Source organism: Embleya sp. AB8, from assembly GCF_049739465.1.
GTDB lineage: Bacteria > Actinomycetota > Actinomycetes > Streptomycetales > Streptomycetaceae > Embleya.
On record NZ_JBMHHY010000021.1, the window covers coordinates 130,130 to 151,960 of the forward strand.

Consider the following 21,831-nt stretch of genomic DNA (forward strand, 5'->3'; position numbering starts at 1 on the left):
TTTGCTTATTTTCATGTCTACAAGGAGATGCGTGATGGTGCTCGGGCTCGGGTGGACGTTGCACGGGGACGGGGGGACTCCCGGGCCCGGTGAGGTGGTTCGGCCCGGGGAGCGGTTGTCTTGGGGGCGGACCGCGGGGCTTGGGGCTCAACATGTGGTGTCGATGTTCGGGGCGACCTTTATCGCACCCGTTTTGATGGGACTCGATCCCAATCTCGCGGTGATGTTGTCCGGCATTGCCACGATTTTGTTTCTGTTGATCACCCGAGGGGCGGTGCCCAGCTATCTCGGCAGCAGCCTGTCGTTCGTGGGAGTTGCGGCTTCCATCGCGGCGGCCGGTGGGAGTGTCGCCGAGCTGACCGGGGCGATGCTCGTGGTCGGTGCGGTGCTCGCGTTGGTCGGGCTTGCGATTCATGTGCTCGGGGCCCGGGTCGTGCACGCGGCGTTGCCGCCGGTGGTCACCGGGGGTGTGGTGATGATCATCGGGTTCAACCTCGCGCCGGTGGTGGCCAGGTCCTACTGGCCGCAGGATCAGTGGATCGCGCTGATCACGATGGGCTTCACGCTGGTCGCGATGGTGGTGATGCGTGGGTTCTGGTCGCGGATCGCGGTGTTTCTCGGGCTGGTCTTCGGCTACTTCGCGTCCTGGGTGGCGGACCGGGCGTTCGGGCGGATTCATTCCGCGGACGGGTCCGGCAAGGTGGTGGAGCACTGGCGGGTGAACTTCGACGGGGTGTCGGCTGCCGACTGGGTCGGGGTTCCGTCCCTGCACGGGCCGGACTTCAAGATGTCCGCGATCCTGCTCGCGTTGCCCGTCGTGGTCGCGTTGGTCGCGGAGAACGCCGGGCATGTCAAGGCGGTCGCCGAGATGACCGGTGACGATCTGGATCCGCTGATGGGTCGGGCGATCGCCGCGGACGGGGTGACCACCATGCTCTCCACCGCCGTGGGCGGGCCCGCCACCACGACCTACGCGGAGAACATCGGCGTGATGGCGGCCACCCGGGTCTACTCCACGGCCGCCTACTACGCCGCCGCGCTGTTTGCGATCCTGTGCGGCCTGTGCCCCAAGTTCGGCGCCATCGTGGCGGCCGTCCCCGGTGGTGTGCTGGGCGGGATCACGGTGATCCTGTACGGCATGATCGGCCTGCTCGGGGCCAAGATCTGGGCCGAGAACCGGGTCGACCTGGGCAATCCGCTCAACCTGGTGCCGGTCGCGGCCGGGGTGATCATCGGGATCGGCAACGTGTCGGTGGAGTTCACCGACGACTTCAAGCTGGACGGCATCCCACTCGGGACGCTCGTGGTGATCATCGCCTACCACGGTCTGCGGCTGCTCGCGCCGCCGCATCTCAAGGGTGCGCAGCCGCTGTTGAACGCGGCGGCGGTGGCCGACGACGAGCCGCGCTCGACCGGCCTGGGACACTGATCCGATGCCCGTGATCCCGCTCGACGACCCCGCCGACCCGCGCCTCGTCGACTACACCGACCTGACCGACGTGGAACTGCGCCGCCGCCGCGAGCCGGCCGAGGGGCTGTTCATGGCGGAGGGGGAGAAGGTGATCCGGCGCGCGCTCGGGGCGGGTTACCCGATGCGGTCGATGTTGCTCTCGGAGCGCTGGATCGAGACGATGGCGGAGGTGATCGAGGCCGCGGACGTGCCGGTCTACGTGGGCAGTCCGGAGATCGTCGAGCGGGTGACGGGCTATCAGGTACATCGTGGAGCGCTCGCCTCGATGGGCCGCAAGCCGCTGCCGGCGGCGGCCGACGTGGTGGCCGGGGCGCGTCGGGTCGCGGTGCTCGAGGGGGTCAACGATCACACCAACGTCGGAGCGATCTTCCGTGGTGCGGCGGCGCTCGGGATGGACGCCGTGTTGTTGTCGCCGGACTGCGCGGATCCGCTGTACCGGCGCTCGGTGAAGGTGTCGATGGGCGCGGTGTTCTCGGTGCCGTACGCCCGCCTCGACCCGTGGCCCGGCGGCCTGGACGTGCTGCGCGGGGCCGGGCTCACGCTGCTGGCGCTGACCCCGGCCGAGGGGTCGGTGGCGCTGAACGAACTGCCGCCGGCGGACACCGAGCGGTGTGCGCTCATGCTCGGCGCCGAGGGCCCCGGGCTGACCGCGAAGGCGCTCGCGGCGGCGGATCGGCTGGTCCGGATCCCGATGTCGCACGGGGTGGATTCGCTGAACGTGGGCGCGGCGGCGGCGGTCGCCTTCTACGCGGTGGCATACGGCTGAGGTCGCGGACGATCGAGATCGGGTGCGGGTGCGGGTGAGGTGTCGGCTCAGTCCGGCGACCGGGCGTACGTGTGGCGTTGGTTGGGGGTATCGCCCAAACGTTCGATCTCGTTGATCGTCCGGGTCTGGTACATGGCCGGCCGCTCCGCCACCCGCCGTCCGCGCATCCGCAGCTCGCGGATCTCGGTACCGCGCGCCCAGATGTGCCGCCGGATCACGTCGCCCTCGTGGTAACCCGGGCCGGTGATCCGGTCCGGCGGCACCGGCAGGGCCCGGATCTCGCGGCGTGCGGTGACCGCCGCGCTGACCCGGCGGCGGTAGTCGTGGAAGACCTGGAACTCGTAGTGGTGCAGGAACTCGTAGGCCATCGGCGTCGAGACGGACACCTTCAGGTTTGCGATCAGCACCGCGTTGCGCAGCAACTCGTCGGTGCTGCCCGGCAGTACCAACAGACCGTCGCGCACCGTGTGCCGGCGTTGCCGTTCGAAGTGCCGCTCCCGCTTCCGGTCCCAGGGCGGCAGTGGATGTTCCGCCCACCATGCGTCGAGATCGGCGAGCGCGGCGTCGAGTCCGTGGGTGTGCCGGCGCACCGTGCCGTGCGGTCGGCCGAGCGTGGGCAGCACCCGGCGCAACTCGCGGGCGGCCCGACCGCCGAACGGCGTGCGCTCGCCGGCGAACAACACGATCGGTACCGACGGTTCGGCCTCGAACGGGGTCGGATCCAGGAAGCGTCGGTCGATCACCACGAGGGTGTTCTCGTGTCGGTCGTAGGCGAGACCCCACAACAGCCGGCCGAACAGCCGGGCGCCGGCCCGGTCGGAGAGCACGTGCCAGGTGTCGTGGAAGTGGTTGACGGCGAACCGGACCTCGACGGACGGTCGCAAAGTGATCAGCGTGTAGGGCCGTCCGTCCAGGTAAGTCATGGTCCGATGCAGTTTCATCCGATCGTCGGCAGCCGGATTCGCGTCCGAATGGGATCGTTTGTGTGATTGGTTGATAGTGATCCGCTTCTCGCTTTCTTGTGTTTCTTGAGATGTTTCTTCCGATCGAGGGGAATTGAGCGTCGAAACCTTCCCTGATTTGCTCATGGACATGCCGATCGTGTCATGCCAATTTCGATCGAATGTGATCTTGGACTAGCGTGTGCGCGGAAGTGCAGTACGGTCGAGCGTCGCCCCAATTGGCGCAGTGGCCTGTTGGGGTCGCACGGGCGGCCGAAAAATGGGTTGTGCAGGGGAATGTCCTGTCACCCACACGCGGGATATTCGGTGGATTCGACCCGCACCAGGCGAAATTCCGCCAGTATGGGGCGCCGCGCAATCGGATCAGGAACGGGAAGCGAGGCAAAGCTCGTTGGAGATCATGGGTGTACCCCTGGCCTGGGCCCTCGTCGGCTTGGCGGAACTGGTCGCCCTTATGGCGCTTGTGGCGTATCTCGTCGTCCGACGCCGCAAGGTGGACGCGACCGATACCGGGGAAGGATCCGACAACTGGGAGCGTGAGCAGGACCGCCGACGGCGCAAGGAGCTGATGTACGGGGTCGCCTCGTACACCCTGCTGTTCGTCTGCGCCGGCGTCGCCGCCGCACTGTCGTTCCACGGCCTCGTCGGCTTCGGCCGGGAGAACCTCGGGCTGGCCAACGGCTGGGAATACCTGGTGCCGTTCGGGCTGGACGGGGCTGCGATGTTCTGCTCCGTACTCGCGGTGCGCGAGGCCAGCCACGGTGACGCGGCGCTCGGCTCGCGGATACTGGTGTGGACCTTCGCCGGCGCCTCGGCCTGGTTCAACTGGGTGCACGCGCCGCGCGGCGACATGCACGCCGGCGCGCCGCAGTTCTTCGCGGGCATGTCGCTCTCCGCGGCCGTCCTGTTCGACCGCGCGCTCAAGCAGACCCGGCGGGCCGCGCTGCGCGAACAGGGCCTGGTACCACGGCCCTTGCCGCAGATCCGGATCGTGCGCTGGCTGCGCGCCCCGCACGAGACGTTCAACGCGTGGTCGCTCATGCTGCTCGAAGGCGTCCGCACCCTGGACGAGGCCGTCGAGGAGGTCCGCGAGGACAAGCGCGCGAAGCAGGACGATCGCGAGCGTCGGCGGATCGACGGCAAGCGGGAGCGGGCGCAGCTCAAGGCGCTCAGTCGTGGCGAGAGCGGTGGCGGGCACTTCGGCCGTCGCGGCGCCGCGCGTCAGGAAATGGCTGCTCTGCCGGGAGGTGGCGGCTCCGAAGCACTCTCGGAGCCTGCTATAGCCGGAAACGACGTTTCCGGCCACGGCGGCTCAGCCGACTCGAACAACCCTGCCGGCCGTCCGGCTCTTGCCTCCACCGCGCGAGCGAGCGAACTCCCGGCGGCGGGCCAGACCGGCACTGGCGAGCGGCGCGACGTCATCGACCTCACCGCCGAGGACGACACCATGACGCTGCCCCGGCTCGACTCGTTGGAGCGCAAACTGAAGGACCTGGAGCGCCAGTTCGGCTGAAGCGGGCCGAACGTCGCGATCCGACACATCCGTTGCGCGTGAGGTTCGCGGTACGAAGGGCACCCGGTCGAACCGGGTGCCCTTCGTCGTGTGCGGCGACGGGTGGGTACGCGAGGGTGCGGCGGGTACGCGTGCGGAGGGGTACGCGTCGCGGCAACCGGCCCCGGGCGGCGGGCCGTTCGGCTCAGCCGCAGGCGGGGCCGGCTCAGCCGCCGGCGGGCACCAGGACACCGGCGGGGCCGACCACGTAGCGGGTCGTCACGTCCGGGACGTCCAGGTAGGACTGGATCCGGGCCACGGCGCCGTCGACCACGGTCCAACGGGTGGCCACCGCCTGCGGGTCGGCGGTCGCGGCCAGCGCGGCCACCGCCGTGGGCGTGCCGTCGGCGAACCGGAACAGCTCGACGAGGTGCGTCGGCGCGCCACCGCTGCCGGGGGAGCGGGTGAGCACCACGACCACGGCGGGCGCGCCGTCCAGGCTCGCGGGGAGCACGTCGCCGAGGGTGACCCGGTCGCTGCCGACCACGGCCACGCCGTCGGCCAGGGTCACCGTGGCGCCGCCGGCCGAGGGGTCGGAGTAGGTACGGTCGGACCAGGCGGCGATCGGGATCGAGCCGCGCGCCGGGCCGATCCGGAACGCGCCGGGCCCGGCCGGTTGCGGCCGGTTCGGCTCGGCGGCCGGCGCGGCGGACTTGGCGTCGTCGCCGCCCCCGTCGTCGCTCTGGAACGCGGCGATGGCGAACGCGGCGATCGCGGTGACCACGACGAAGATGATCAACTGCTGGATCAGCAGCCGCCGTCGGTCCTCGGGCCGGCGCCGACGCGGGGTGGTGGACCCGGCGGCGGTGGACCCGGCGCGCGAGCGGGGCCCGTGGTCGATCCGCGCGACCCGCTTGGGGTCCGCCCGCTCCGCCCGCTCCGCCCGCTCGGCCGCGGCGCCCCGTGCGGCCTCGGCCCGCTCCGCCCGGTCGCCCCGCTCGCCGCGGGTGGGGTCGGGCCGGCCGAAATCGTGCCGGGCGTCGGGCCGACCCGCCTCCGGTCGGGCCTCGTGCCGCCCGTCGTGCCGAAGATCGTGTCGCCCGGCCTCGCCGCGTCCCGGCTCCTGCCGCACCACGTCGTGCCGCCCGTCCGCCGCGGCCCGCGCGTCGTGCGCCCGCGCGTCGGGCCCGCGCCCGTCGTGCGCCCGCCCGTCGGCTCGGCCCGCGTCGGCCCGACCGGCCTCGGGTCGTCCCGCCTCGTGCCGAGTCGGCTCGTGCCGCGTCGGCTCCGGACGCGTCGCCCCGTGGCCCTCGGCCGCCGTCCGACCCGCCTCGGCGCGTCCCTCGGCCCGATGTCCCGACGACCGCTCCACCGAGGGCCGTTCCGCCGCCGACCGATCCGCCCGGGTGTCCTCGTCCCGCCGCGACCCTTCGCGCCGAGCCGCCTCGCGTCCGGCCCGCTCCCGATTCCGGTCACGCTCACGATCGCGCGGCGGCGTGGCCGGTGCGGTCGCCGGCCCCTCGGCGCGGGTCGCGCCGGCGGGCCGAGCGGCCGGGGACGTCGGCGCCAACCCCCGTACGGGCGTGCCGCGTTCGGCCTCGCGTCGGCGGGCGATCGTGGCCAGCCGTTCGCGCACCTGTTCGGCGGACGGTCGCATCCGGGGGTCCTTGGACAGGCACGCCGAGATCAACGGCACCACCTGCTCCGGCACTCCCTCCAGATCCGGCTCCTCGTGCACCACGCGATACAGCAGTGCGTCCACCGGCCCGGACCCGAACGGCGGTGCCCCGCGCCCCGCGTAGGCCAGCGTGACGCCGAGCGCGAAGATGTCGGTGGCCGGCGTCACGGTCTGTCCGCGCACCTGTTCGGGGGCCAGAAATCCCGGTGAGCCGACCGCCGTTCCGGTGACCGTGAGGGTGCCCGCGCCGTCCGCGTAGGCGATGCCGAAGTCGATGATCTGCGGACCGTCGGGGGACAGCAGGATGTTGGACGGCTTCACGTCGCGGTGCACCACGCCGACCGCGTGTACCGACACCAGGCCGTCGGCCACCGCCGAACCGACCCGAGCCAGGTCCAGACAGCCCAGCGGGCCACGTTCGCCGACCCGGCGCTGGAGCGAGGGGCCGGGGACGTAGACCGTGGCCAGCCACGGGCGATCGGCGCTCGCGTCGGCGTCCACCAGGGCGGCGGTGCGATTGCCGCGCACCATCCGGGCGGCGTCCACCTCGCGGGCGAACCGCGAGCGGAACTCCGGGTTCCCGGCCAGCTCTTGGCGGATCAGCTTGAGCGCGACCCGGGTGCCGTGCCGGTCCACGCCGAGGTAGACCACGCCCATGCCGCCGGCCCCCAGACGGCGCAGCAACCGATAGGACCCGACGATGCGCGGATCCTGCCGTCGCAGCCGCACCATCGTCATGTGTGCCCGATCCCCTCGCGTGGCGTCGTCGTCCGGGCGTCGTAGCTCCGGAGCCCCTGTGCGAGACACGTTAGAGGAACCCCGGCGCCCGGCGCGGTAAGGCGCCCCGGAGTCGGCCCGGGACCACCCCACCGATGACCCGGGCGAGGTCGGATCCGTGGGAGAAGACGGAGTCAATCGGTCGAAGGGGGTACGGACGGGGTACGGACGGGGTGCGGACGGGGGTGCGGACGAAGGGCGATCGGGTCGAGACGCCGGATGGCGCGGAGCCCGACGGGGGTTTGAAGACACGTCCCGGTGCCGGTCGCACACCCGTTGCACGGCCCCGGGGCGGACCGACTCCGGGTCGACCGGGGCGCCTTCGGGCCGGCCCGCACCGGTAGCCTGTCCGGTCGAAGATCCGGACATGCCGGTGCGGGAACGGAACGGGGTGCGCCGAGGTGACGAGCCGTCAGGGCAGCGTGGGACCCATCGCGCGGCGACTCGCGGACACGTTCACCTGGCGGGAAACCCCGTGGGGCACCTTCGCCGACGCGTCCGGCTGGTGGCACGACCCCGAACTGCTGGCCCTGCTCGGGCCCGGCCTCGGCGCGTTGCACGCGGACCTCGGCGCGACCGTGGTGGTCGGCATCGAGACGCGCGGCCTGCTGCTCGGGCCGATCACCGCACTGGCCCTGGGCGTCGGCTTCGTGGAGATCCGCAAGGACCGGCGGATCCCGGGCGACGGCCGAGGTCCGGCCGGCGACCCGATGTTGCGCGCCGCCACCCCACCCGAATACCAGGACGGCGGCCTCACCTTGGTGGTCCCGGGTCGGCTGTTCCGGCCGGGCGACCGGGTGTTGCTCGTGGACGAGTGGCTGGAGACCGGCGCGCAGGCCAGTGCCGTGCGGCGGATGGTCACCGAGGCCGGCGCCGAATGGATCGGCGCGGCGGTCGTGGTGGACGCGTGCGCGCCGCACACGCGGGCCCGGCTCGACGTGCGCGGGCTGCTCACCGAGGACGAGTTGCCGGCCTGACCGGCGCCGCCCCGTCGATCAGGCCGCCGTCGTGGTCTTCTCCCGTTCCCGCCCGTGTTCGTGTTCGTGCTCGCGGCCCTGCTCCTGCTCCTGTTCGCGCAGCAGCGCGGCGCGTTCGGTCTCGCCCAGACCCGCCCACACACCTCGGCGTTCCGGGACCGACATCGCGTGCTCGTGGCAGCGCCGCCGCACGGGGCACGAAATGCAGACCTTCTTGGCGACCCGCTCGCGGGCCCGGCGCTCGCCGGGCCGCTCCTGGTCGTCACCGAAGAAGAGCCCGGCGTCCAGGCCCCTGCATGCCGCGTCCTCCTGCCACCCGTAACGCGGTGGTGTCGGTATGGCGATCCGTGTGGTCCCCATCGCCCCGTTCTCCTCCTGCTCGACGGTGCCAACGGTCAACTCGGGGTCCCCGACCCGGCGGACCCTCATGCTCCTACCGACGCATCGGATGGGAGAGCGGTTTCCTCCCGCCGCGAATTCGGCCCCGCCGCGCCCAGGGTTGAGGGCGATCCCTCACCCGGGTGGCCGGCGATCCCTCGTTCGGCGCGTTTCGAGCACCTCGACAACCACGTCACAAGTGGGTCGTAGCCGTGCCCGATGGGCCGACCGGGGCGGTCGGCCGGGTAGCGTGACCGGAGACCTCCGGCGGTTGTCGGGGGTTCGTGGACGTTCGGGAGGAATCTGGTGGGCAGCAAGATGCGGCGGTTCCCGTCGGCCGTGCCCTTGGCGTTGTCCGTTGTCGTGGTGGCCGCACTGACCTCGTGCAGCGGCGGCGGCGACGAGAAGAAGGACACGTCCGAGACAACGGCCAGGGACTTCCTGACCGCGTGGCAGAGCGGTGATCTGCCCAAGGCCGCGAACCTCACGGACAACCCCACGTCGGCCCAGCAGGGTCTGGACACCACGGGCAAACAACTGGGGATCGTCAAGGCCGAGTACAAGCCCGGTGCCTACACCAAGGGCAAGGACAACGCGCCCGCCACGCTCGCCTACGACGCGACGTTGACCCTCAAGGGTGTGGCCGACCCGGTCAAGATCGCCTCGACGGTGCCGATCGTCACCAAGAACGGCCGGACCGCCGTGCACTGGACGCAGACCATCGTGCATCCGCAGCTCGCGGACAACGGGAAGATCAAGCGCGATCGTTCGTTGCCCAAGCGTGGCGAGATCCTGGACCGCTCGGGCAAGGCGCTGGCCACCTCGACGCCGGTGGTCGCGCTGTCCCTGTGGCCGGCCAAGATCACCAACGCGGATGCGCTCTACGCGGCGCTCGCGGACCCGATGTTCGATCTGGACGTGGCCAAGCTCAAGTCCCGCGTCGCGGCGGCGGATCCGAACCAGTCGTTGCCGCTGGTGACGCTGCGCAAGGACAAGTGGGACGGCGGCGGCCAGGTCAAGCTGGCCGGCCTGGGCGGCATCCAGGTCAAGGAGGGTGTGCAACAGACCAGCGACGTGGCCAAGCAGATCGTCGGCACGGTCGCCTCGGGCGACAATGCCGACCTGCTCAAGAACGCCGACCCGAGCGCGTCCTCGGCGGACTCGGTGGGCGCGTCCGGGTTGCAGTACCGCTACGAGAAGAAGCTGGCCGGCACCGCCGATCTGAAGATCACCATCGTGGACGCGGGCGGTTCGGAGAAGGCGAGCCTGGTCGACGTCAAGGGCAAACCGGGCCAGCCGCTCAAGACCACCCTCGACCCGGGCACGCAGAAGCAGGCCGAGGACGCGCTCAAGTCGGCTCCCGGTGGCCTCAACGCCTCGATCGTGGTGCTCGACGCCAAGACCGGCGGGATCATGGGCGCCGCGAACACCCCCAACACCGGCGACAATCGTGCGTTCACCGGTCGCTACCCACCGGGCTCGACGTTCAAGACGGTCTCCTCCGGCGCGCTGCTCAAGGCCGGCGTCAAGCCGACCGACAAGGTGCCGTGCGAGAACACGCTGGTGGTCAACGGTCAGACGTTCAAGAACTACGACGGTCTCCAGCCGATGCCGGACGCGCTCTTCCAGGACGACTTCGCCAAGTCCTGCAACACGGCGTTCATCGGCAACCGGGCCAAGATCGACAACGACACGCTGAACAAGCTGGCCGGCGAGCAGTTCGGGATCGGCGCCAAGTGGGACGTGGGCACGGTCACCTTCGACGGCTCGGCGCCGGTGGCCACCAGCGAGAACGACAAGGCCGCGTCGATGATCGGCCAGGGTCGGGTGCTGGCCAGCCCGCTGGTGATGGCCTCGGTGGCGGCGACGATCGCCTCCGGCAAGTTCAACCAGCCGGTGCTCGCGCCGGACGACGTGCCGGGCCGGGTGCCCTCGCACGACCTGGACCCCGCGATCGCCGGTCAGCTCAAGACGCTGATGCAGGGCGTGGTGGCCAACGGCTCGGGCAAGATCCTCCAGGGCATCCCGGGCACGGTGGGCGCCAAGACCGGTACTGCCGAGTTCGACGAGAAGGGTGAGACCCTCACCCACGGCTGGATGATCGCGTTCAAGGACGACATCGCGGTCGCGGTCCTGGTGGAGAAGGGCAAGTCCGGTGGCTCGGCGGCGGGTCCGGTGGTGAAGGCCTTCTTCGGCTAGAAGGCCGTCTTCGGCGGGTGCCGCACCCGGTGAGCGGGCGCGGGATCGGCTCGACGCCGCACCGCCGGCACCCTTCGAGCCACCGGTACGAGACCCCGGCGCACGGTGTGCGCCGGGGTTTTTCGCTGCGGCGGGACGCGCCTCGCGCGCTCCTTGTGACACCGGAGACACCTGGACACGGTCCGTAGGCGATGCGAGCGTGGGTGGTGACCGGCAATGACAGCAGCGATCGTTTTCGCTCGCCGAAGGGAGTCGACGTCATGTCGAACAATGTCACCCTGGTGGCCCGGGTTCCGGTGCTGCCGTCCGCCGACGCCGATCGTCCGATCGAGCTGAGGTTCGGCCCGCACACCGACGAACACGGCCGCCCCACCGACGAGTGGACGGTCGAACGACTGACCCCGGACCAGGCCGCCAATCTGGTCGAGGACCTGGCCGCGCTGCTCGGGCTGAGCGTGGTCGGCCCGGTCGAACTCCGGGTGGTGTCCTGACCGAACCGCAACCACAACCGCAACCACCCACACGTCCCATCCGCCGGGCGCCCCGTGCGCCGTACGGGTGGGACGTGTGCGTGCGGCGGCGCTTTCGGACCGGCGAGCCCGGCACACCCCCGGCGGCGGGCGGTCGAACACGGTCGGTACAGTTCATAGCTTCCGGTGACGAAACAGCAACGCGGTTTCGCCGAAACAACGGGCAACGGGTACATGTGTCCTAAATCCTGTTGCTCAAGGGTTGCCGGCCACCGATGCTTGCGGCATGTTCGATCCGGTCATCACCTCGCATGACGCCCTCCTTGGCCTGCTTCGCAGCGGCCACGGTCAGGGCGCCCGGCGGGCCCTCGTCGCCGACCGCGTCGCTGTGCTCGACGCGCTCGACGGCTGTGTGGTCCGCGATCCCCGTGCCGTTCCGGCCACCGAGTCGCGCTCGCTCTATTACGCGCGGCTCTACGCGGACCTCGACGCCGGCCTCGACGGCCTCTCCCGACACCTGTTGTGTGACGACGACTGGACCGACGAGGACGCGGACCGTACCGCGCTCCCGCTCGCCGTCCTCGGCACCCTCGCCCGACTCGGCCGCGCCGACGCGACCGAACTGCTGCGCGACTACGTCAAGGACGGCCGCGACTGGCCGGAGGCCCTTGACCGGCTCGCCGCGCTCGGGCACGACGCGGCGTTGGCGGGGCTGCGCGAGGTGGTCCTGGACCGCGGCGAGGACGACGAGCTCTACGACTGCGTCAAGCGCTCCACCGGCATGCGGCCCTGGCGGGTCTGGGCGGCCGAGGACGAGCGGGTGCGCGCCGTCGTCGAACAGGTCGACCTGGACTGGTGGCGCTGGGAGTTGACCCGCTCGGTCAAGCCGTCGGCCAACCCGATCGCCCCCGCGCAGACCGTCGACCAGGTGCTCGCCGAGGCCGCCGACGGCCCCCGACAATCACTCGCGTGCGGCCGAAGGCTGAGCGCCGTGGCCGGACCCGAGCATCGCGGCGCGATCCTGGCCGCCGCCTGGGCCGGACCCGACGGAGCCAGAGCCGCCGCGCTCAGATACCTGGGCGAACAGGGCGACGGCGCGCTCCTGGACCTGGCCGAGGGCGCGCTCGCGCCGGACGCGCCCGCCGGGGTGCGGCTCGCCGCCGCGCAGGCCATCGGCGGGTTGCGCACTCCCGCCGCGGTGCGTCGGGCCCGCACCTGGGCCGGCCGCGAGGATCTGCTCGGCGAGGTCGCCGTCCGGATACTGGCCGGCGCGGGGGAGCGCGTGGACGGACCGATTCTGCTGAACGCGCTGCGCACCCGGGTGGCCGAACCCGCCTCCGCCGGCGACCCGCGCGCCGACCAGGCCGACCACTTCCGGCTCTGCGACCTGGTCACCGGGATCGGCCGACTCGCCCTGGTCGACGCGCTCGACCTGGTCCGCGACGTCTACCGGGACTCCGCCTCCGCCGGACTGCGCAACTGCGCGGTGCGCACCCTGGCCCGGATAGAGCCCTCGTTCGCCGCCGGAACCGCCGTGGAAGCCCTGTGGGACTGCCAGGCCGACACCCGGCTGATCGCCGCGCGCCACGTGGACGCGCGCCGCCCCGAGGCCGTGACGCGACTGCGCCGGCTCGCGGGCGACCCGGCCGAGCACGACGAGGTCCGCACCGCCGCGCTGGCCAGGCTGAGCGAGATGTAGCCGCTCCCGCCGACTCCCCGCCGCCCCCGTTCGGCCCCCTCTCCGCCGGCCGGGCGCCGAAGCTGTCGGCCGAACGTCCTAGGCTCTACTCTCATGACCGTTTCCGCCCGAGCCGCCCTGCCCGGGGAGCCGCCGCCGATTCCCGGCCCGGCGCTGCCCCCGGGCGCGGCGTATCCGCGCTCCGGGGTGACCGAGGAGGGGCTCGCCCGTCGCCTCAAGGCCCTCGCCTGCACCGCGCCGCTGCACGACCTGGAAGCGCGCAAGGCCAACCTGGCGGGCGAGTACACCGTCTACGCGATGGCCGAGCTCGGGCTGACCGCGATCGACCTGGTCACGATCACCATGGACTTCGACACCGGCGCCGACCACGACGAGATCGTCGCCCGACTCCGCCCGCGCGTGGCCGCGCAGGCCCCGGGCCGTGATCCGGCCGAATACGAGCGGGTCGCGCGCTGGGTGCTGGAGAACCTGATCAACGTCGGCAGCGTGGACCGAGGCTTTCGCGCGGTCTACGGCATGTGGACCCGTGAGGGTGAATACATCCGCCGCGACTACGACTTCAAACTGCTCGAAGAGGTCCCCGGACCCGACGGGCACATCTTCCTGCGCGCCACCGACGAGGCGATCAACGTCCTGGTCGGCGCGCTGGACACCGATGTCACCAGCGCGCAGATCGCCGCCGACGTCAAACTCGACCACCTGATCCGGCGCGGCCGACTCGCCGAGGCCCGCTTCGCCGCCGAACAGGCCCGCTACCGCACCGTGCAATACGCCGAATCGTTGCGCCGCGCACTCGACGCGACCCGGCGCAACGTGCGCGCGGTGGACTGGCTCCAGGCGGTGCCCGACCTGATCGACGAGGCGTTCGAGCACGTCGCCGACCGCTACCGGCACGAGAACGCGATCCTGATCAACATCCGCCGGGCCCGGGACGAGGCCGAGGAGAGCGAACGCAAGCGCGGCGCCGCCGAACTGGTCGACATCGTGCAGGACTGCATCCGCCGGCACACCCAGTTGCAGACCCGGCTGATGGAGGCCGGACCGCTCTTCCGCGCCGAACAGGACCGGCAGGCGTTCGCCGCGCCCGGCACCCGCACCGGGCTCGACCTCTACGGGCAACTGCTGCGCCCGCTCCTGGAATTGCCGGTCGGCGACGCCCGCCGGGTGACCGACCGGTTCTTCGCCGGCGGCACCGGGTTGCGTACCCCGGTCGCGGTCCGGCTGCACGATCTGACCGAACTGCTGCTCACCCCACCCGCGCCACGCGACCACCTCGGTGCCGAACTGCCCGAGCCGGACGTGTCGCTCACCCCCGACGACAGTCGCTACACCGAGCGCCAACACGACGCGGCGGCGCTGCTCCTGGACATCCCCCCGGAGACCCCGCGCCGGTTGTCCGGGCTGCTGGCCGAGGCCCGCGAGGCGGACCCCGACCTCGGCTACCTGGTCGCGCTGCTCGCCTTCCACGCGGCCTCGCCGCCGGTGGGCACCGCGTTGCGCCAGGGCGACCGCACCCTCCTGGTCGCCGTCGACGACGGCACCGAACTCGACGACCCCGAGGTCGGCGGCGCCGACCTGATCATCGGCACGGCGGTTCTGACCGGCGCGCGACCCGAGCCGGAAGGGCCCACCCCCGGATGAACCACGATCTGGCCACCGACACCGCGCCGATCACCTCGGCCGACGTCGGCGACGCGGCACGGCTGGTCGCCTTCGGCCTCCAGCCCAAGCTGCTGCCCGCGCGCGACGCGGAATACGCCGACCTGATCCGCCGACACCGCGAGGACCCGCGGTTCGCCGCGCTGGCCGCGGCCGTCGCGGCCGGCCTGGGCCTGGTGGTGTTGGAGGTGTCGCCGCGCGCCGGGATGGCGGTGACCGCCGGCGAGGACTCGGTGTTCGCGGTCCGGATGGGCGACTACGCACGCCGCGCCGGTACCGAGTCGGCCGACCGCTTCCTGCACGGCCTGGCCCACCTCGCGGTGGCCGTGATGGCCTTCCCGCGCCCCGAGGACCTCGCCGACGACGCCTATGTCGGCCGGCTCAGCGTGCACGGCGTGGACGCCTTCGTCCGCCAGGCCTGCCGGCGTCTGGAGGAACGCGCCGAGCAGCGCGGCGAGATCAGCGACCCCGAGGTGGCCGGCCCCGGCCTGGAGGCGGCCTGGCGGGTCTACGCCCGGCGCAGCGCCACCGGCGCGACCAAGGACGCCCGCCGGCTGGCCGCGTCCACCGTGGGCATCGTGGCCAAGGCGGTCGCATTCCTGGTCGACTCGGGCTTCCTGCAGCGGGTCTCCGACGACGGGGGCGGTACGTACCGCACCACCGCGCGCTATCAGCTCCAGGTGCGCGACACGGCGGGCTCTGCGGCAATGTCCGAACTCCTGGACCTGGGCGTGGTCGCGGTCACCGACGGCAGCCCGAGCCTGCTGGCCGCCGCGACCGACGGCGGCGAGCTGGCGCCGGGGGCCGGGTTGCCCTTCCACGGGGTCTGAGCCGGGGGCGGGCCCGAGGGCCCGTCGGGTGCCGGGTGGTTCGGCTGTTGTGTGTTGTTCTTCGTGCTGTGCTTCGACCAGAGAGATTTGACCGCCGATGTACGAGCTGTCCCGGGTCCGCCTGTTCTCCATCGGGCCCGCCGGTGCGCGTTACGCCGACACCGTGCTCGACCTGCGCGGGGTCGGTGCGCCCGTGCCCGACCCCGCGCCCAGGCAGGCGCAGTTGTTCGAGGGCGAGCCGGTCGGGCCGCCGCGCCGGCCCGCGCCGGCGGGCGTGTTGTTCCTGGAGAACGGCGGCGGCAAGTCGGTCCTGCTCAAGCTGATCTTCTCGGTGATGTTGCCCGGCCACCGCAACACCCTCGGTGGGGCCAGCTCCGGTGTGCTGCGCAAGTTCCTGCTCGCCGACGACTGCGGGCACGTCGCGCTCGAGTGGCAGCACGTGCTCACCGGCGAGACGGTCGTGGTCGGCAAGGTCAGCGAGTGGCGCGGTCGGCAGGTCTCCTCCGACCCGCGCAAGTTCGCCGAGAGCTGGTACTCGTTCCGACCCGGGCCCGGACTCACCCTGGACGGGCTGCCGGTCCGAGTCGGCGGCCGGCGGCGGACCATGCGCGGTTTCCGGGACGCGATGAGCGAACTGCACAAGGTCTATCCGGACGTGGACGTGGTCTGGGAGGAGATCCACGACCGGTGGATCGACCACCTGAACGTGCTCGGCCTGGATCCGGAACTGTTTCGCTACCAGCGCGAGATGAACGCCGACGAGGGCGAGGCGGCCGGGCTGTTCGCGGTCAAGAACGACGCGGACTTCGTCGACCTGCTGCTGCGCGCGGTCTCCGACCCGGCCGACACCGACGGACTGGCCGACCTGGTCGACGGGTTCGCGGTCAAGCTGGCCCAGCGGGCCGAGCTGACCGCCGAGCGGGACTTCGTCGAGGGCGCGGTCGAACTGCTGGACGCGGTGGCCGAGGCGGCCGGCCGGCGGACCCGGGTGCGGGCGGTGCACCGCGGCGCCGAGGAGGCCGCGCGCGGGCTCGGCCGCGAACTGGGCGCCCGGGCCGAGCGCGAGCGCGAGCGGGCCGGCGAACTGGCCCGCCGGATGGCCGATTCGGCCGCCGCGGTGGACGCCGCCGAGCGGGCCCGGGCACACGCCGCGCTGGTCACCGCCGAGATCACCCACCGGCACGCGGGCATGCGGCTGACCGCCGCGGAGAAGGACGCCGCGCGGGTCAAGCGCGAACTGGGCGACGCCCGCGGCCTGCACGCGGCCTGGCTGGCCACCGAAGCGGTACTGCGGCACCGGGCGGCGGTGGACCGGGCCGAGCGGGTGGATGTGGCGATCCGGGCCGCCGAACGGGACGCGGCGCCCGCGCTGGCCGCGCGTCAGGAGGCCGCGTCGGCCCTGGTCCGCGCGCTGCACGCGGCCGCCGCCGGCGCCGAGGGCCGGGCGGACACCGAGGAACGCCGGGCGCTCGGCCTGCAGGAGACGGGCGAGCGGGCCCAGCGGGCGGCCACCACCGCCGCGACCGAGGCGCAGCGCACCCGCAGCGAGGCGACCCACCTGCGCGGCCGGCTCGCCGAGGTGGGCGCCGAACTCGATCTCGCGGTCGAGGCGGGCTGGTTGGCCGACGACGGCGACCCGGCCGAATCCGCCGCGCGGGCCGCGGACGAGGAGAAGGCCGCCGGCGCCGCGTGGGCCGAGGCCCGGGCGAGCGCCGAGCAGCTCGCGGCCGGCGTGCGCGAGGCCGAGGCGGCGCGCGGCCGGGCCGAGTTGGCCGCGGCCCGCGCGGCGGACCGGCTCGGGGTGGCCGAGGCCGACCTGGCCGCCGTGCACGCGGGCGCGGCGGCCCTTGCGGCCGAGCCGAGGGTGCGCGAACTGCTCGGCCCGGACGCCGAGTCGGCGGTCGGCGAGCAGGCCGCGCGCGGCTTCGACCGGGCCGCGGACGTGCTGCGCGAACTGCTCGCCGAGGCGATCACCGACGGGGAGCGCACGCTGTTCCAGCTGCGTACGGGGGCCGCCGACGACTCGCGGATCCTGGCCGCGCTCGGCGACGGCGGCCTGCTGCCCGCCGGGCCGGACGTGCTGGCCGCCGTCGAGGTGCTCGGCGAGCACGGCATCCCGGCGTTGCCGGGCTGGCGCTATCTGGCCCAGTCGGTGCCCGCCGAGCGGCACGCGGCGGTGCTGGCCGCCCGGCCCGAGTTGGTCGACGGCGTGATCGTGACCATGCACAACGCGATGGACCGGGCCGGGGACGTGCTCGCCGAGGCCGCGTTGTTGCCCCGCTCGGCGGTGGCGGTGGGCACCCCGGAGGCACTGTTGGCGGCCGGCCCCGAGCGGCCGGACACCTTCCTGGTGCCGCCGAACCCGGCGATGCACGACGAACGTGCCGCCGACACCGAGCGGGACGCGCTGCGCACCCGGGCCGGCGAACGACAGGAGGCGATCCGGGTCCGGGCCGCGCGCCTGGAGGCCGACCGGGGGTTGGCCGGCCGGTTGGCGACCTGGCGGGCCGCGTGTCCGGCGGGCCGGCTGGACGCGCTGTTCACGGCGGTTACCGACGCTCAGGTGGAACTGGCCGCCGCGCAGGCCGCCGGGGAGGCCGCGGAGATCGCCGCGGTGACCGCCGAGCAGGCCCGCGCGCAGGCCGTGGACCGCCGCGATCGGCGGATGGACGCCGCGCAGACCGCGCGCCGCCGGGCCGACGCGCTGGCCGGGCTGGCCTTTCGGCTGCGCGAGCGGGCCGGCTGGGCGCGCCGGATCCGCGAGTTGGACCAGGAGAGCGCCGAGCACGAGGCGGGCGTCGAGGCGGACCGGATGTTGGCCCGCACCGCCGACGAGGATCGCCGCCAGGCGCAGCGCTCCGCCGACGATGCCCGGCGTACCGCCCGCGCGCTGCGCGAGGAACGGGCCGAGATCACCGGCGCGTCGGAGGAGCCGGTCGCCGACGCGGCGGCGGACGAGGCTGCCGCGCGTGCGTCGTTGCCCGCGCTGCGCGAGGCGTACCGCACCGCCCGCGCGCTGTACGAGAAGGTCGGCGTGGGCGCCGACCTGCGGGCCGAGCAGGCCCGTGCGGAGAGCGAGGAATCGACCGCGCAGGGCACCCTCGACCGGCTCACCGCGAAGGTACGCCGGCAGGCCGCCGAACTCCTGGACGGCTTCGACGGTTCGGACGGCCCCTCCCGGCTCGCCGCCGCCGGCCGCGCCGAGGACCACGTGCGCACCCTGGAGGGTCGGGCCGACGCGGCCAACGAGCTGCTCGGCCGGTTGCGCGGCGAGGTCGAGCGGCACGCGCCCGCCGAGGGCCGCGAACACCACCTGGACCTGCCCGAGGAACAGCGCCCCAGGGACGGCGCCCACGCGCACGAACTGCTGCGCGCGGCGGGCGCCGAGCACTCGGCGCGCACCGAGGAGGTGACCTCGGCGCGCGAGACGCACGGCCGACTGGTGCGCGAGCACACCGACGCGGAACACGCGGCCGGCGCGTTCGGCGAGGTGGCCGGCTCGCTCACGGACACCCTGCCCGCAGTGCCGGTGGACCCCGAGCAGCCGCCCGCCGTGCCGTTCGCCGGTCCCGTCGCCGACGCCCGGGACGCGGCCGGCACCTGTCGGCGTACCCTGCGCGCCGCGGCGGCCGACCTGTCCGCCGCCGAGGGCCGGGTCCGGGACCGGACCGAGACCCTGGTCCGACACGCCGGCGCGACCCGCTTCGAGCAGGTCCGGATGCCCGCCCGGCAGCAGATCCGGGAACTGCCCCCGGCCGCGCTCGCCGAGCACGCCGCCGCCTGGTCCGCCGCGTTCGCCCCCCGACTGCGGGTGCTCACCGACGAGTTGCGCCAGATCGAACGCAACCGGGACAGCATCGTGGACCGGATGCGCGGCATGGTCGAGGCCGCGCTGACCACGCTGCGTGCGGCCCAGCGGCTGTCCCGGCTGCCCGAGGAACTCGGCGAGTGGTCCGGCCAGGAGTTCCTGCGCATCCGCTTCGACGAACCGGACGCGGCGGCGCTGGTCGAGGCGCTCGGCGAGGTGGTCGACGAGGCGACGCGCACCATCAAACGCGGCCGGGACGGCACGGTCGGCGGGGTGCGCCGGGACGGGATGACGCTGCTCCTGCGCGGGGTGCACGCGGCGCTGCGCCCGCGCGGGGTGCAGGTGGAAATCCTCAAGCCGGACTCGGTGTTGCGCGCCGAGCGGGTGCCGGTGGGGCAGATGGGCGACGTGTTCTCCGGCGGCCAGCTGCTCACCGCCGCGATCGCGCTCTACTGCACGATGGCCGCGCTGCGCAGCAACGATCGGGGCCGGGCCCGGCACCGGCACGCCGGGACGTTGTTCCTGGACAACCCGATCGGCCGGGCCAACGCGTCGTATCTGCTGGAGCTGCAACGCGCGGTCGCCGACGCGCTGGGCGTGCAACTCGTGTACACCACGGGTCTGTTCGACACCACCGCGCTGGCCGAGTTTCCGCTGGTGGTACGGCTGCGCAACGACGCGGACCTGCGAGCCGGGCTGAAGTACATCTCGGTCGAGGAGCACCTGCGACCCGGGCTGCCGGTGCCGCAGGAGCCGGACGCGCCGCAGATCGTCGGCGAGATCCACGCGACCCGGGTGTTCCGCCGGCCGGTGGAGGAGCCCGTGGAGTCGCTCGCCTAGGGGTGCGGCGGCGGGTCGGCGGGGAACGGCGCGTAGACCGCGTCGGTGCGATCGCGTCGGCCGGTCCGCATCCCGTCCGGGATGGGCCACTGCCCGGCCGGGTCGTCGACCCGGACCCACTCGGTGGTGGCCACCCGCCGGGCGATCCGCCAGACGCCGGCGCGTCGGGCGAAGTCGTCGATGTAGCGGAAGCCGATGATCAGATTGCCGCGCGGTGCCGGGTCGGCGCTGCGGTGGAAGGCCGTGCCGTAGGTCTCCGAACGGGCGAGATCGGGCGTGTCGTCGCGGAATTCCACCAGGTGGTTGCCGGTCAGATGCATGGTCGAGGTGTACCGGGGGAGCAATCGCCCGATCCACGCGAGGTATTCGTCCACCGTCCCGGTGAAACCGCCGTGCTCGTCGGTGGCGTCGGGGTGGTAGCACGCGCGGACGGCGTCGAGGTCCATCCGGTCGATCCCCCGGCAGTAGCGCAGTACCACGTCGTGGATGGCCTGACGGTCGATGAGTCTGCGCAGCTCCCGGTCCCCGCCGAAGTCGTTCATGACCGATGACACTACGGTCGGGAGGCATACATCTCCGCGGTCGGGGGACACCGAACAACTCCGGCAGCGACGACGTGCGACGACAAGGGTGATGGGATGGAACCGGCTCTGCGGGAACACGCGGGCACCGTGCGGGAGCTGGCCTCGCGCTGGCTCGACTCGATGCTGAGCGATCCCGGGGTACGGGCGGCCGGGGGCGACGTGGTGTGTTCACCGACCGGCCTGTGGCTGGCCCTGGCGGCGGTGGCCACCGGCGCCGAGGGGGACACCGCGGAGGAACTGGCCGATCTGGTCGGCGTGGCGTGGCGCGAATCGGCGCCGGTGGTCACCGCGGTGGCGCGCGAGCTGGCCGACACCGAGGCGCTCGCGGTGGCCACCGGGGTGTGGAGCGCGATGCCGCTGGACGCGGGATTTCGCGCCGCGCTGCCGGACCTCGGGTTCGGCTCGCTGGGGGATCGGCCGGCGCTGGACGCGTGGGTGGCGCGGGCCACCGACGGGCTGATCGACCGGATACCCGTAGTGGTGGACGCCTCGACTCGGGTCGTGTTGGTGACCGCGCTCGCGCTGCGGGCGCGCTGGCGTACGCAGTTCGCCGCCGCCGAGACGCACGACGCGCAGTTCCGGGCCGCCGACGGTACGCGCGGCCCGGTGCCGACGATGCGGCGCGAGGTGCCGGCGGGCGACGTGTGGACGATCGCCGGCCGGGACGGCGAGGTCACCGTGGTCGAACTGCCGTGTGTGGGCGAGCAGTCCGCACGGGTGCGGTTCGCCCTCGGCCCGGAGCAGGCGCCGCCGGCGTCGGTGATCACCGCGGCCTGGGCGCCGCGCGACACCGGCAAGGCGTACGCGGGCGAGGACGTCGAGCTTCGGCTGCCGCGCTTCGAACTGCGCACCCGGCTCGACGTACTGCCGCATCTGCGCGACCTGGGGGTGACGCTGGCCGGCACCGACGCGGCGGACTTTCGTGGGATGACGGACGAGCCGGTCCGGATCGACGCGGTGGTCCAGGAGTCGCTGCTGCGGATCGCCGAGGAGGGAGTGGAGGCGGCGTCGGTCACCGCGACGTCGATGACGTTGGCGAGCTTCCGGTCGAGGCCGACCCGGCGGGTGTCCTTCGACCGGCCGTTCGCGTGTGTGGTGATGGACGCGTCGGGCTATGTACCGCTGTTCGCGGCGTATCAGGCGACGCGGCCGGCGTACCGGGGCTGATCGGCCGGCCCGCTGCCGAACCACCGCCGCGTGCCGGTCGGTTGTGCTAGTCCTGATGGACCATCAGGATCGTG

15 protein-coding genes are annotated in these 21,831 nt (G+C 73.0%); 11 read left to right on the plus strand and 4 right to left on the minus strand.

The annotated features are described in order from the left end of the window. Positions 1-34 precede the first annotated feature (34 nt). Positions 35-1,429 carry a uracil-xanthine permease family protein gene (locus ABIA38_RS29530; RefSeq protein ID WP_424641909.1) on the plus strand — a complete coding sequence of 465 codons (1,395 nt, stop codon included), beginning with the start codon at positions 35-37 and terminating at the stop codon, positions 1,427-1,429. 4 nt (positions 1,430-1,433) lie between these two features. Beyond that, positions 1,434-2,237, plus strand: a complete 804-nt coding sequence (locus ABIA38_RS29535) for a TrmH family RNA methyltransferase (RefSeq protein ID WP_424641910.1) — start codon at positions 1,434-1,436, stop codon at positions 2,235-2,237. Between the two features lie 47 nt (positions 2,238-2,284). Here ABIA38_RS29535 and ABIA38_RS29540 read toward each other — a convergent pair whose 3' ends face one another. Beyond that, positions 2,285-3,160, minus strand: coding sequence for a hypothetical protein (locus ABIA38_RS29540; RefSeq protein ID WP_424641911.1), 876 nt, complete (start codon positions 3,158-3,160; stop codon positions 2,285-2,287). 430 nt (positions 3,161-3,590) lie between these two features. Here ABIA38_RS29540 and ABIA38_RS29545 point away from each other — a divergent pair, with 430 nt between their 5' ends. Continuing rightward, the gene (locus tag ABIA38_RS29545) at positions 3,591-4,712 is read left to right on the plus strand and encodes a DUF2637 domain-containing protein (protein WP_424641912.1); all 1,122 of its coding nucleotides are present in this window, start codon (positions 3,591-3,593) and stop codon (positions 4,710-4,712) included. Positions 4,713-4,917: 205 nt separating this feature from the next. On the opposite strand, the gene ABIA38_RS29550 is transcribed toward ABIA38_RS29545, so the two are convergent. Next, positions 4,918-7,107, minus strand: a complete 2,190-nt coding sequence (locus ABIA38_RS29550; protein WP_424641913.1) for a protein kinase domain-containing protein — start codon at positions 7,105-7,107, stop codon at positions 4,918-4,920. Positions 7,108-7,547: 440 nt separating this feature from the next. Between ABIA38_RS29550 and ABIA38_RS29555 the strand changes: the two genes are divergently transcribed. After that, positions 7,548-8,123, plus strand: coding sequence for a phosphoribosyltransferase family protein (locus ABIA38_RS29555; RefSeq protein ID WP_424641914.1), 576 nt, complete (start codon positions 7,548-7,550; stop codon positions 8,121-8,123). A gap of 18 nt (positions 8,124-8,141) precedes the next feature. Here ABIA38_RS29555 and ABIA38_RS29560 read toward each other — a convergent pair whose 3' ends face one another. After that, entirely contained in the window at positions 8,142-8,522 is a 381-nt protein-coding gene (locus tag ABIA38_RS29560) for a WhiB family transcriptional regulator (protein WP_424641915.1), read from the minus strand. Between the two features lie 285 nt (positions 8,523-8,807). Between ABIA38_RS29560 and ABIA38_RS29565 the strand changes: the two genes are divergently transcribed. From ABIA38_RS29565 to ABIA38_RS29590, 6 genes are all read left to right on the plus strand, one after another. After that, complete coding sequence (locus ABIA38_RS29565) at positions 8,808-10,700, plus strand: penicillin-binding transpeptidase domain-containing protein (RefSeq protein ID WP_424641916.1); 1,893 nt, start codon at positions 8,808-8,810, stop codon at positions 10,698-10,700. Between the two features lie 260 nt (positions 10,701-10,960). Next, a complete protein-coding gene (locus ABIA38_RS29570; RefSeq protein ID WP_424641917.1) occupies positions 10,961-11,191 on the plus strand; it encodes a hypothetical protein in 231 nt (76 codons plus the stop codon). 265 nt (positions 11,192-11,456) lie between these two features. After that, positions 11,457-12,869, plus strand: coding sequence for a HEAT repeat domain-containing protein (locus ABIA38_RS29575; protein ID WP_424641918.1), 1,413 nt, complete (start codon positions 11,457-11,459; stop codon positions 12,867-12,869). A gap of 93 nt (positions 12,870-12,962) precedes the next feature. Next, positions 12,963-14,510: a hypothetical protein gene (locus ABIA38_RS29580; protein ID WP_424641919.1), complete on the plus strand. Its 1,548-nt coding sequence runs from the start codon at positions 12,963-12,965 to the stop codon at positions 14,508-14,510. Further along, positions 14,507-15,358, plus strand: a complete 852-nt coding sequence (locus ABIA38_RS29585; protein WP_424641920.1) for a hypothetical protein — start codon at positions 14,507-14,509, stop codon at positions 15,356-15,358. Before ABIA38_RS29580 ends, ABIA38_RS29585 begins: the two co-directional genes overlap by 4 nt. Positions 15,359-15,455: 97 nt before the next feature. Next, positions 15,456-20,006, plus strand: coding sequence for a hypothetical protein (locus ABIA38_RS29590; RefSeq protein ID WP_424641921.1), 4,551 nt, complete (start codon positions 15,456-15,458; stop codon positions 20,004-20,006). Here the strand turns inward: ABIA38_RS29590 and ABIA38_RS29595 are convergent. Then, positions 20,003-20,548 (minus strand): nuclear transport factor 2 family protein, encoded by a 546-nt coding sequence (locus ABIA38_RS29595; protein WP_424641922.1) that lies wholly within the window; start codon positions 20,546-20,548, stop codon positions 20,003-20,005. The two genes, ABIA38_RS29590 and ABIA38_RS29595, sit on opposite strands and share 4 nt — an antisense overlap. Before the next feature lie 96 nt (positions 20,549-20,644). Between ABIA38_RS29595 and ABIA38_RS29600 the strand changes: the two genes are divergently transcribed. After that, complete coding sequence (locus ABIA38_RS29600; RefSeq protein WP_424641923.1) at positions 20,645-21,757, plus strand: serpin family protein; 1,113 nt, start codon at positions 20,645-20,647, stop codon at positions 21,755-21,757. The last annotated feature ends 74 nt before the right edge of the window (positions 21,758-21,831 follow it).